We start from the raw sequence: 12,482 nt of genomic DNA on the forward strand, positions 1-12,482 counted from the left end.
TGCGATTGTCGCTACGAAGCCGCGCTATCGCGTTCGGCGGTGTCTGATGTGACACTCAGGTCGATGTCGATGCGGTGGCCGAGACGCTCCCGCTTGGTCTTCAGGTAGTTGACGTTGTGGGCCGTGAGCCGCGGCAGCAACGGTACGCGTTCGGCGATCTCGATTCCGTACCGGGACAACGCGTCGCATTTGGCGGGGCTGTTTGTCATCAGCCGTACGCTGCGGACCCCGAGGTCACGAAGTATTGCGACGCCAACGCAGTAGTCGCGGCCGTCAACCGGCAGCCCGAGTTCGATATTCGCATCCACGGTGTCACGGCCGAGATCCTGCAGAGCGTAGGCAGCCAGCTTATGACCAATGCCGATGCCCCGCCCTTCGTGGCCGCGCAGGTAGACGACTGCGCCGCGTCCCCGATGGGCGATGTGGGCAAGCGAGTCATCGAGCTGCTGGCCGCAGTCACAGCGCTGCGATCCGAGCACGTCGCCGGTGAGGCATTCGCTATGCAGCCGTACGAGTACCGGTTCGTCGCCACCCAGGTCGCCCATGATCAAGGCCACGTGTTCGACCCCGTCCGGGCCCGACGTCCACGCGCGGCATTCAAAGGTGCCGTGACGTGTTGGTATCAACGCCGAATGCGTTGCAGTAATCCGTGTTTCGGTGCGCCGCCGGTAGTCGATCAGATCCGCGATGGAGATGTGGCGTAGCCCGCAGGATCTCGCGAGTCTGCGCAAGTCGGCGCGCCGGGCCATGGATCGCTTGTCCGGGGTCACCACTTCGCATAGCACCCCGCCGATCGCTCGGCCCGCGAGACGCGTCAGATCCACGGCCGCTTCGGTATGGCCGGCGCGCGCGAGCACTCCACCTTGGCGCGCGCGCAGGGGAAAGACATGGCCGGGGCGAGTGAAATCGTGTGCGCGGGTGCTCGGATCGACCAGACAGCGCAGCGTTACGGCTCGGTCGCGCGCCGAGATTCCGGTCGTCACATCGGTGCCGGCATCGACCGATACCGTAAACGCGGTGCGTTTGGGATCGGTGTTCGCCGGGACCATGTCGGCCAGATCCAACTGGTCGCAGCGCTGCGGATCCATTCCGACACAGATGAGGCCCGATGTGTGGCGCAGGAAGAAGGCGATCTTGTCGGCGGTGGCGGCATCGGCCGCCATCACGAGATCACCTTCATTCTCCCGATCCTCATCGTCGGTGACGATCACGATGTCACCGCGGGAGACCGCGTCAATCGCGTCGGCGACGGAATGTGACTCTGACATGGGTGCTCCAATTCGCGGGTCAGACAATGGATCGCGCCCTGTTCGCCCAATAAGGGGCGCGAAGTTCGCGTTTGAGGACTTTTCCGACTGGGCTTCGGGGGAGCCCGGTGACGAACTCAATGGTCTTGGGTGCCTTGACCGAGCCCACCAGGCGCTTGCAGTGGTCGATCAGCGTGGTTTCGCTGAGGACGGCGCCGGGGCGCAGCTCGATGCAAGCGTGCACGGTTTCGCCCCACTGCTCGCTGGGAACCCCGATGACCGCACAGTCCGCGACCTCCGGGCGTTCGAGGATGGCCTGTTCCACTTCGAAGGGGAAGACGTTGAAGCCGCCCGAGATAATGACATCTCGGAGGCGGTCGGTGATGAAGACGTAGCCGTCTTCGTCACGATGGCCGATGTCGCCGGTGTGATGCCAACCGTGGCGTTGCACCTCCGCGGTGGCTTCCGGATCGTCCAGATAGCAAAGCATCGTGGTCGGCCCGCGCAACACAATCTCGCCGGTCTCTCCCGGTGGGAGGATGATGCCGTCGTCGTCCATCGCCTCCAGCTGTGTGCTGATGAAGGTGGGCCTACCACATGACAAGAGGCGCTTGGTATCACGTGACAGGACCGCGGTCGCGACCTTCGTCGGCGACATCCACGTCAATGGAAATCCTGCCTCCGTCTGTCCGTAGGCTTGCGCCACCACCGGCCCCAGCGCGTGGACCGCATCCGTGATCCGCTCTGGGGCTATCGGGGCGCCGGCCGAGATCACGTACCGCAGGGAGGACAGATCCGCATGTCGCAGCTCCGGGTGGGATAGCAGCCGGTATATCAATGTCGGCGGCAGGAAGACCGTGGTGACCCGGTGCTCCTGGATACGCCGAATCACCTCTCCCACATCGGGAGGGGCCAAGCAGATGGTGGTGCCACCGAACTGCATCTGCGCCAATGCAATCATTCCGCCGGCATGGGTGATCGGCGCGACTGCCAGATTGACCGGTGGTTCGTCGAAGTGCCAGCAGGTCGCCCAGGCCAGGGTCGACATCAGCAGGAAGTCATGCGACGCCTGGGTGATCTTCGGGTGGCCGCTGGTGCCGCCGGTTACTCCCTGACAGCCAAGAGCGTCGCCCGGAATGGCCAAATCCAAAGCGGCATCTGAGTGATGCTGCGACCACTGAGCCGCCCACGGATGATCGGTGTCGGCTGAATCGATGCACAACAGCCGAGTCACATTGGGTAATTCAGCCGCGATCGCGGGCACTTTGTCCGCCACCGACGAGTGATAGAACAGAATCCGACAACCGCCTCGCCGGAGCAGATCGGTCGTGACGGCAAGGGGTGCACTGGAATTGACGTTGCACCAGGCTCCTCCCGCCCGCATTGCGCCGAGCATCGTGACCAGCGTTCTCGAGTCGTTCGGGCTGATCACGGCGAAGGGCATGCCCACCTTGCAGCCATCGGCGACGAGTGCTCGGGCCAGCTTGTTGACCGCGGTACGAGCTTCGGAAAACGAGATGTCGCCTCCGGAACCCCCGAAACCGCAGCGGTTCGGCCAGCATCGTGCTGCCGCATCCAGGTGGTCGGTCACATGCATTTGCCAAGCGCCAATCTGGCGGCCGGGGCGGCCACCGCGTAATGAGTGCTCACGTCTAACACTCAACGCCAGACCGGCTCGGAGCCGAAGCGTATTGACTACGCTCCGCCGGCCCCGTCCGGGGTGCGGGGTAGGCAGCGTAGCCGCTACGCATGTCACCACGATCGGGTCGTGGTGCTCTTTGTGTTGGTGTCGTGCATTACCGAGACAAAGGAGAGCAGCCACAAATGAAGTACGGGATGTTGTGGGAGATGCAACTAGGACCGCGGCCCTGGTCGGAAGGGGCCGAGTTCCACCACTATTGGGACGCCATCGAGCAGGCCAAACTGGCCGAGCGGGTCGGCTTCGACTACCTCTGGCACGTCGAACATCACTTTCTGACCGAGTATTCGCACGGCTCATCCCCCGAAGTCTGGCTTTCAGCGGTGGCGCAGCACACCGAACGTATCCGGATCGGACACGGGGTCGTGCTGTTGCCGCCGAATTTCAACCCGACGTTCCATGTCGCGGAGCGAGTCGCCGCCCTGGATATCTTGTCGAAGGGGCGAGTCGAATTCGGAACCGGCCGCGCCGCCACCGCAAGCGAACTCGAGGCCTACGGGATCGAACCCGGCGATGCCCGTGGAATGTGGCTAGAGGCTCTGCAGGAGATTCCGAAGATGTGGCGGGATGAGCCGTATCCGGGCATCGACGGCACCTACCTGAAGTTGCCTTCGCGTGAGGTGTGGCCCAAGCCGGTGCAGCGCCCGGGTCCTCCGATGTGGATGGCGGCGAGTAGCCCCGAAAGCTTTGAGATAGCCGGCCGCAACGGCTTGGGTGTGCTGGCGTTCATCATCGGACACGCCGAGAAGCTCACGCCGCTGATCGAGGTATACCGCGATGCCATCAAACAGTGCCCGAAGCCGCCTGAGGAAATCAACAATCAGATGGCGGCGTACGTGCTCACCCACTGCGCCGAGTCTCGTGATGAAGCGCGTGCGGTTGGCGGTCCCGCGATCGAGTGGTACAGCGCGAATGTATTCCAGCTGTTCTCAACGGTTTCGGGTAAACCCGGCTACGAGATCTACGCGAAGATGCTGCCCGAAGACGCCGCCGACATCGAGCGGCTCGTGGCAAAGTACGGCAACGTCATCGATGCGCTGATCGACCTGGGTGTCATCAGCGTGGGAAGCCCTGACGAGTGCCTCAACACGATCAATTCGTTCGCCGCTCTGGATATCGATCAGATCATCACCAGTCACGCAATCGGTGGGATTCCCCATGACAAGGTGATGCGGTCGATCGAGCTGTTCGGTTCGGAGGTCATACCCCGGGTCGCCTCCTCGTGTTCCGTATCGGCCTAGCGGCTTTGCGTTTCGTGAGTACCGATCGCTCCCGGAGCCGCCGTCGAGGCGGCGGTTCGGCGAGCGTCGCCACGACCGCATGGCGCAGGGGCGTGATCAGCGCGGCCACATCGGATCTGCCCAAGGGGAATTGACACATGCTTGTATCCAAGCTGATCGAAGGGCGGCGCCGCACTGACGTTGCGGGGCGAATTGAAACGGCGGCCTCTCAGCGGAAGAGTCCTCCTGGACTTGCGCGGCGGCGGTTGCGGTCACCCGTCGCGGTGTCCGTGGTATTCGCCCTGGCGGCCTTTGCCGCGCTGAGCACATTGGGCGGTTGGATGTGGTCGAGGTCCCACAGTGTGCACGAGGCTTCCCAGCAACGTGCGCGCTTTCTCCAGATCGCTCGACAGGAGGCCTTGAATCTAACCACCATCGACTGGCAGCACGCCGAACCCGACGTGCAGCGGATTCTCGACGCGGCGACGGGCCGCTTCCGCAACGACTTCGCCGATCGGGCACAACCGTTCGTCGACGCCGTCAAGCAGGCGAAGTCCAAGTCCGTGGGAACCATCGGTTCGGCCGGCATCGAAACCGCGACCCTCGACGAGGCGCGGGTGTTGGTCGCCGTTGCGGTCACGACCACGACCGACGGCCAGCCGAGCGGTGACCCACATGCGTGGCGAATGCGGCTCTCCGTCCAGCGGGTGGGTGGGGACGTGAAGGTCTCGAATGTGGAGTTCGTATCGTGACCACGCCGAACCTCGCAGCCGCCGAAGAAGCCGACATCGATTCGCCCAGCTCGGAAACCGATGACGAACCAACGGGCGATGCGGCTACCGAAGAAGACGCGTCCGCTGCGGACACACCCGTCGGCGACGGCACCACAGATCCAGCGGCCTCGGCTGGGCGTGGAGGACGGTGGGTCCGGCTGCTGGTGTTCCTGGTGCTTCCCGCGCTGACGATGCTGGCCGGCGCCGGGGCGGCGTGGCTGAAATACGACGAGGCGACGGCCCGAGCCACCGACGACACCCGCGCCGCGTCGGTGGGCATCGCGGGCGACGCGACCGTCGCGATGCTTACTTACACGGCGGACACCGCCGAGTCCAAGCTCACCGCGGCCGCAAACCTGCTCACCGGGCCGTTCCGGCAATCGTACGAAAATTTCGTGAAAACAGTTGTCATTCCTGGCGCTAAACAAAAGCAGATATCGGCCACGGCGACAGTTGCCGCCGCGGCATCGGTGTCCGCAACCGAAACCTCGGCGGTCGTCCTGGTCTTCGTCGACCAGGTGATCGTCGCGGGTAAGGACGCGCCAACCAACACGGCTTCGGCCGTTGAGGTGACGTTGACCAAAGTTGGTGGCAAGTGGCTTGTTTCGGGATTCGAACCCAGATGACCTGGACTGCCGGAGCTCCCGTGCTCGTGAAATCCTGTGCCGTGCGGGGCTTCACAGCGGTTGCGATGGCTGCGGGCGCGCTGCTCGCCGCGCCGGCCGCACACGGCGACAACAAGCGACTCAACGACGGTGTGGTGGCGAACGTCTACACCGTGCAGCACCAAGCCGGCTGCACCAACGACGTCACTATCAACCCGCAACTGCAACTGGCCGCTGAATGGCATACCCGCGACGTCCTCAACAACCCTGCTCTCGACGGTGGTGTCGGATCGGACGGGTCGTCTCCGCAGGACCGTGCGAACGCGGCCGGGTACCGCGGGCAGGTGGCAGAGACGGTGGCGATCAATCCGGCGATGTCGATCACCGGGGGCGAGGTGATCAATCGCTGGTATCACAACCCCGCCGATCTCGCGATCATGTCCAATTGCGCCTACACACAGATAGGAGTGTGGTCGGAAAACAGCATCAACCGCACGGTCGTGGTGGCTGTCTACGGTCAGCCGCAGGCGCCCACCCGTGCGTCCCGCGGCGACACGCCACGGGCACTCGGGGACCGATCCGACAACGTTCCGCTCGATCCCGCTCCGGACTATGAGGCCACCGACGAAGTCGAGTACGGCCTCGACTGGTTTGCGTGGATACTGCGCGGGCGGTACCCACCTCCCCCCTACCCGCCCAGCTGAGGTCGTCAGCGCTGCGGCCGTCCGCGGCGCGGCGCTGGACCCCGAAGGCGCACGAGCGACTCCGGCTCGGACGGCGGAAGAATTCGCCGGTTCGGACCTCGTCGGGCGTGTCTTGCAGCTGGATGGGGCCACAGGTGCGCGGTGGCCGGTGCCCGACGAAGTACGTTGGCAGCATGGGTCCCGCCGCTTCCAGGGCGCAGGCGCAGGTGAAGCTCACCAACGCCGACAAGGTGCTGTACCCGGCCACCGGAACCACCAAGCACGACGTCTTCGACTATTACACCGGCATCGCGGAGGTGATGGTTCCGCACATCGCCGGGCGCGCGGCCACCCGCAAGCGTTGGCCCAACGGGGTTGAACAGGCCTCGTTTTTCGAAAAGCAACTGGCGTCCTCGGCGCCGGATTGGTTGCCCCGCGCCAGCATCTCCCACCGGTCCGGGACGACGACGTATCCGATCATCGACAGCGCCGACGGCCTGGCCTGGATCGCGCAGCAGGCGGCGCTGGAGGTACACGTGCCGCAGTGGCGGTTCGTCGCGCAGTGGACACGCAGCAACGCCGAAGAACTCAAGCCCGGGCCGGCCACCCGATTGGTGTTCGACCTCGATCCGGGCGGGGGAGTCACGATGGCGCAGCTGGCCGAGGTGGCCCGTGCGGTACGGGATCTGATCGCCGATATCGGGCTGACCACCTTCCCGCTCACCAGTGGCAGCAAGGGGCTGCACCTGTACTCGCCTCTGGACGAGCCGGTGAGTAGTCATGGCGCCACCGTTTTGGCGAAACGCATTGCACAGCAGCTGGAAACGTCGATGCCCACGTTGGTCACCGCGACGATGACCAAGAGCCTGCGGGCCGGCAAGGTGTTCCTGGACTGGAGCCAGAACAGCGGGTCGAAGACCACGATCGCGCCGTACTCGCTGCGTGGCCGCGACCACCCGACCGTCGCGGCGCCCCGCAGCTGGGAGGAACTCGACGACCCGGCGCTGGGCCAGCTGCGCTACGACGAGGTGCTGGCCCGCGTCGCCCGCGACGGCGATCTGCTGGCGCCGCTGGACGCTGGCGCGCCCGTCGCCGACCGGCTGACCAAGTACCGCAGCATGCGCGACGCGGCGAAGACGCCCGAACCCGTTCCCGAGGCAAAACCCACTGCAGGGCAAGGCAATACGTTCGTCATCCAGGAGCACCATGCCCGCCGGTTGCACTACGACTTCCGGCTGGAACGAGACGGTGTACTGGTTTCGTGGGCGGTGCCGAAGAACCTGCCCGAGACGACGTCGGTGAACCATCTCGCGGTGCACACCGAAGACCATCCGCTCGAATACGGCACGTTCGAGGGCGACATTCCCAAAGGGGAATACGGCGCGGGCAAGGTGGTCATCTGGGATTCCGGAACCTACGACGCCGAGAAGTTCCGCGATGACGAGGTGATCGTGAATCTGCACGGCAGCCGAATTTCCGGTCGCTACGCCCTGATCCAAACCAACGGTGACCAGTGGCTGGCGCACCGGATGAAAGACCAGAAGGTCTTCGAGTTCGACGAGGTTACCCCGATGCTGGCCACCCATGGCTCGGTGGCCGCCTTGAAGGCGAGTCAGTGGGCGTTCGAAGGGAAGTGGGACGGCTACCGGCTGTTGGTCGAGGCGGATCGTGGCAGTGTGCGGGCGCGGTCCCGAAGCGGCCGTGACGTCACCAAGGAGTATCCGCAATTACAGTCGCTCGCTGAAGATCTCGCCGACCACCATGTGGTACTCGACGGGGAGATCGTGGCGCTGGACAAATCCGGGGTGCCCAGCTTCAACGAGATGCAGAACCGCAACCGCGCCACCCGCATCGAGTTCTGGGCGTTCGACCTGGTCTACCTGGACGGTCGCTCGCTGCTGCGGGCGAAGTATTCCGACCGCCGCAAACTCCTGGAAACCCTGGGCAGCGCGAGCCGTCTGATCGTTCCCGAGCTGGTGCCCGGCGACGACGGCGCGCAGGCCCTCGAGCATTCCCGCGAGCACGGCTGGGAGGGCGTGGTCGCCAAGAAGCGCGACTCCACCTATCAGCCGGGCCGTCGCTCGGCGTCCTGGATCAAGGACAAGCATTGGCGCACACAGGAAGTCGTGATCGGCGGCTGGAAAGCCGGCGAGGGCGGCCGCACCAGTGGCATCGGCTCGCTGATGGTCGGCATTCCCGGTAGCGGCGGGCTGCACTTCGCCGGTCGAGTGGGCACCGGCTTCACCGAACGCGACCTGGCCAACTTGAAGAAGACGCTGGCGCCGCTGCATACCGACGAATCGCCCTTCGACGCGCCGCTACCCACCCGCGATGCCAAGGGTGTGACGTTCGTCGAGCCGATTCTGGTCGGCGAGGTGCGTTACAGCGAGTGGACCCCGGATAGTCGCTTGCGCCAACCGAGTTGGCGTGGACTACGGCCGGACAAGTTGCCAAGTGAGGTGGTGCGCGAATGAAATGGGTGACCTTTCGTGGGGTGGACGGCGAACGGACCGGGGTGCTCTCTGGTGACGTGATCCACCCGATGCCGCCCGGGGTGACGCTGCTCGACCTGATCGGGCGCGGCGCCGAGGGCCTGCGCGAAGCCGGCGAGGAAGCGCGACGATCGGCGTCGCTGCCCCTGGGCGACGTGACGCTGATGGCGCCGATCCCGCGGCCGCCGTCGATCCGGGATTCCCTGTGCTTCTTGGACCACATGCGCAACTGTCAGGCCGCCTTGGGTGCCGGACGGATACTCAGTGATACCTGGTATCGCATCCCGGCGTTCTACTTCGCCTGTCCGGCAACCGTTCTGGGACCTTACGACGATGCGCCCATGGCGCCCGGAAGCGCGTGGCAGGATTTCGAATTGGAGATCGCCGCGGTGATCGGGACACGCGGTAAAGACCTGACCGTCGAGGAGGCCGAACGGGCCATCATCGGCTACACGATCTTCAACGACTGGTCGGCACGAGACCTGCAGCAACTGGAAGGTCAACTGGCGATCGGGCAGGGCAAGGGCAAAGACAGCGGAGTCACCCTGGGGCCAGCCCTGGTGACGCCCGATGAGCTCGAGCCCTATCGCCATGACGGCAAGCTCGACCTGCAGGTGACCGCACTGGTCAACGATCACGTGATCGGGTCGGGCTCGACGGCCCAAATGGATTGGAGCTTCGGCGAAGTCATCTCCTACGTCTCGCGCGGTGTGCAGCTCACGCCCGGCGACGTCATCGGCTCCGGCACGGTGCCCACCTGCACGCTCGTCGAGCACCTCAACCCGACGGCACTCGCGTCGTTTCCCGGATGGCTGCGCGACGGTGACGTCGTCACGCTGCGGGTGCAGGGATTGGGGGAGACCCGCCAGACCGTGCGGGCGAGCGGCCCGCCCCACCGGCTGGCTCCCCGGCCCAACCCCGAAGCCGCACCCGCACCGCGCCGGGTCAACCTCGCGCCCGCGCGGGTGCCCTACACCCGCGGGCTACACGAGGTCGGTGATCGGGTGTGGGCGTGGACGTTGCCGGACGGCGGCTATGGCTGGAGCAACGCCGGGCTGATCAGCGGCGACGGCGCCTCACTGCTGGTCGACACCCTGTTCGACCTGGCGCTGACCCGCGAAATGCTCACCGCGATGCGGCCGCTCACCGAGGGCGCGCCGATCACCGACGCGTTGATCACCCACTCCAACGGCGACCACACCCACGGCAACCAACTGCTCGACGCGTCGGTGCGCATCATCGCCGCCCAGGGGACGGCCGACGAGATCGAGCACGGCATGGCACCCGAAATGCTGGCCATGGTGCAGACCGCCAATCTCGGCCCGATCGCCACACCGTATACGCGAGACCGGTTCGGGCCCTTCGACTTCAGTGGTATCCGGGTACGCAACGCCGATCAGACGTTCGACCGAGACCTGACCATCGAGGTCGGTGGCCGGCGGATCGAGCTGCTGAACCTCGGCCCCGCGCACACCGCCGCGGACTCGGTGGTGCACGTGCCCGACGCGGGGGTGCTCTTCGGCGGCGACCTGCTGTTCATCGGGTGCACCCCGATCGTGTGGGCGGGACCGATCGCCAACTGGGTCGCCGCCTGCGATGCGATGATCGCGCTGGACGCGTCGACGGTGGTGCCCGGGCACGGCCCGATTACCGACACGGACGGGATCCGTGCGGTGCGTGGCTATCTCGTGCACGTTGCCGAGCAAGCCAAGGCCGCCCATGACAAGGGATTGTCGTGGGCCGAGGCCGCGGACTCCATCGACCTCGGCGAATACGCCACTTGGCTGGACGCCGAGCGGGTGGTGGTCAACGTCTATCAGCGCTATCGCGAACTCGACCCGGACACACCGCAATTGGAGACGATGGCGCTGCTGGTGATGCAGGCCGAGTGGTTGGCCAAACGCGGCTGAGCCTGCGCTACTTCAGCTCGGCGGTTACAAGGCCGACGTTGTTTGCGGGACCCTGCTGATCGGCCGTCCGCAGCTCCGGCAGCCCCGCAGCGGTCAAGAGGTCGTGCAGCCGGTACCGGATCACGTGCCATCCGCGGTCCCGCAGATGTGCGGCGACATCGGTGTGCTCCCCGGGGTAGATCAGCTCGGCGTAATCCAGTTCGAATCCGTGTCGCGCCAGGGCGTCCGTGATCTTCTGCGCCTGTTCCTGTGAGTCGTCCGAAGATCCGATGACGGATCCATGGTCGGCGGCCAGGTGGCTGCCCTTGGCGCTCAGCGCAATAACGTTGTTCAGCAGCCGAACCTCGGCCTGCGGCGGCAGGAATCCGATGAGTACTCCCTCGGCGAGCCACGCGGTGGGCTGGGCGTCGTCGAAACCCGCGGCTCGCAGCGCGGCCGGCCAATCCGAGCGAAGGTCGATGCCGACCGTGCGGTGTTCGGTGGTGGGCTTCGCCCCGATCTTCGACAGCGTGGTGGTCTTGAACTCGATCACCTCAGGCTGGTCGATTTCGTACACCGTCGTCCCGGCCGGCCAGGAGAGCCGGTAGGAGCGGCTGTCCAGTCCGGCGGCGACGATGACCACCTGCCGGATACCCGCATCGGTGACTTGGGCGAAGAAGTCGTCGAAAAACCGGGCGCGGGCGCCAAACATGTCGGTCATCCGGGGGATGCCCAATGCGCCATCGTCACCTTCGAATTCGCCGGTTGCCACGCGGTTGAACAGGTCGATACCGACGGCGCGCACCAGCGGCTCGGCGAACGGATCGCTGACGACCGGCTGCGGACGTTTGGTCGCGGCGGCGCGTGCGGCGGCGACCAGGGTGGCGGTGGCACCCACGCTGTTGGCCAGGTCCCACGTGTCATCTTCGGCTCGTGCCATGGATTCTCCTTGCGGGTCGAATAGGTGGTATGCCTCGTCGGTAAATAACGACGTCGCATACGGTTTCGATATGCCTGCAGTGGAATTGGAATCTCTCGAGGACAACATCGCCTGTATAACCCTGAATCGCCCCGAGCGTCTCAACGCGATCGACGGGTCGTTGATCGACGGTGTGGATGCCGCCCTGGACGTGGTCAGCAGTGGTCAGTACCGGGTCGCGATCATCACCGGCGCCGGGCGCGGATTCTGTGCCGGGGCCGATCTGAGCGGCACCGGCCAGGCCTGGACGCAGCCGGCCGGTCCGGACACCCCGCCGTTCAAGGTCAACTACGACGCTCAGGTCCGGCTGGCCAACCTCTACACCCGGATCTACGAACTGGACATCCCGGTGATCGCGGCGGTCAACGGCGTCGCGGTCGGCGGTGGCCTGGCATTCACATTGGTCAGCGATATCCGGGTGGCATCCCAACGGGCCCGGTTCGGTTCGGTGTTCATCAAGGCCGGCTTCTCGTCGATGGACATGGGCACCAGCTACCTGCTGCCGAAAATCGTCGGCGCCGGCGTAGCGCGCGAGCTCATGCTGACCGGCCGCATCATCGATGCCGACGAGGCCTACCGGATCAAGTTGGTGCACGAGGTGGTCGCGCCGGACGAGCTGATGCCGGCCGCTTTACGCAAGGCGCGTGAGATCGCCGAGAACAACGCTTACGGCGTGTGGCAGACCAAGATTGGCCTCAACGCCGCACTCGATGCGCCCAGTCTGCGGCATGCCATCGAGATCGAGAACCGCACTCAGATCCTCAGCGGCTTCACCAACAACCCGGTCGAGGCGGCCAAGGCGCACATGGAGAAGCGGGCCCCCAGGTGGGATCCGCTGTGAGGCGTCGGCTGATGGCGTCGGCCCGCCGCGCCCGGCTGACGCCGCGCCCGGCTG

Annotated in this window: 10 protein-coding genes; 7 read left to right on the forward strand and 3 right to left on the reverse strand. The window is 65.5% G+C overall.

Features of this window, described 5'->3' with window-relative positions:
• Window positions 1-11: 11 nt before the first annotated feature.
• Both G6N55_RS22475 and G6N55_RS22480 read right to left on the reverse strand, forming a co-directional pair.
• Window positions 12-1,268 (reverse strand): bifunctional 3,4-dihydroxy-2-butanone-4-phosphate synthase/GTP cyclohydrolase II, encoded by a 1,257-nt coding sequence (locus G6N55_RS22475; RefSeq protein ID WP_085219849.1) that lies wholly within the window; start codon window positions 1,266-1,268, stop codon window positions 12-14.
• Window positions 1,269-1,287: 19 nt separating this feature from the next.
• On the reverse strand, window positions 1,288-2,844 hold the full coding sequence (locus G6N55_RS22480) for a class I adenylate-forming enzyme family protein (RefSeq protein ID WP_085219848.1): 1,557 nt from the start codon (window positions 2,842-2,844) through the stop codon (window positions 1,288-1,290).
• A 227-nt stretch (window positions 2,845-3,071) separates the two neighbouring features.
• Here G6N55_RS22480 and G6N55_RS22485 point away from each other — a divergent pair, with 227 nt between their 5' ends.
• The 6 genes from G6N55_RS22485 to G6N55_RS22510 all read left to right on the forward strand — a co-directional run bounded on the left by G6N55_RS22485 (window position 3,072) and on the right by G6N55_RS22510 (window position 10,629).
• On the forward strand, window positions 3,072-4,187 hold the full coding sequence (locus G6N55_RS22485; protein WP_163667461.1) for an LLM class flavin-dependent oxidoreductase: 1,116 nt from the start codon (window positions 3,072-3,074) through the stop codon (window positions 4,185-4,187).
• 398 nt (window positions 4,188-4,585) lie between these two features.
• Window positions 4,586-4,918: a mammalian cell entry protein gene (locus G6N55_RS22490; protein WP_232078819.1), complete on the forward strand. Its 333-nt coding sequence runs from the start codon at window positions 4,586-4,588 to the stop codon at window positions 4,916-4,918.
• Window positions 4,915-5,565, forward strand: a complete 651-nt coding sequence (locus tag G6N55_RS22495) for a hypothetical protein (RefSeq protein ID WP_232078820.1) — start codon at window positions 4,915-4,917, stop codon at window positions 5,563-5,565. The genes G6N55_RS22490 and G6N55_RS22495 overlap by 4 nt, the downstream gene beginning before the upstream one ends.
• Window positions 5,566-5,630: 65 nt before the next feature.
• A complete protein-coding gene (locus tag G6N55_RS22500; protein WP_139826644.1) occupies window positions 5,631-6,248 on the forward strand; it encodes a CAP domain-containing protein in 618 nt (205 codons plus the stop codon).
• Window positions 6,249-6,421: 173 nt separating this feature from the next.
• The gene (locus G6N55_RS22505; protein WP_085219845.1) at window positions 6,422-8,701 is read left to right on the forward strand and encodes an ATP-dependent DNA ligase; all 2,280 of its coding nucleotides are present in this window, start codon (window positions 6,422-6,424) and stop codon (window positions 8,699-8,701) included.
• The gene (locus tag G6N55_RS22510) at window positions 8,698-10,629 is read left to right on the forward strand and encodes a fumarylacetoacetate hydrolase family protein (RefSeq protein ID WP_085219844.1); all 1,932 of its coding nucleotides are present in this window, start codon (window positions 8,698-8,700) and stop codon (window positions 10,627-10,629) included. Before G6N55_RS22505 ends, G6N55_RS22510 begins: the two co-directional genes overlap by 4 nt.
• A gap of 7 nt (window positions 10,630-10,636) precedes the next feature.
• Here G6N55_RS22510 and G6N55_RS22515 read toward each other — a convergent pair whose 3' ends face one another.
• A complete protein-coding gene (locus tag G6N55_RS22515; RefSeq protein WP_085219843.1) occupies window positions 10,637-11,548 on the reverse strand; it encodes an SAM-dependent methyltransferase in 912 nt (303 codons plus the stop codon).
• 70 nt (window positions 11,549-11,618) lie between these two features.
• Between G6N55_RS22515 and G6N55_RS22520 the strand changes: the two genes are divergently transcribed.
• Window positions 11,619-12,428, forward strand: coding sequence for an enoyl-CoA hydratase/isomerase family protein (locus G6N55_RS22520; RefSeq protein ID WP_085219842.1), 810 nt, complete (start codon window positions 11,619-11,621; stop codon window positions 12,426-12,428).
• Window positions 12,429-12,482 lie beyond the last annotated feature (54 nt).

This window comes from Mycobacterium florentinum (assembly GCF_010730355.1).
Taxonomy (GTDB): domain Bacteria; phylum Actinomycetota; class Actinomycetes; order Mycobacteriales; family Mycobacteriaceae; genus Mycobacterium; species Mycobacterium florentinum.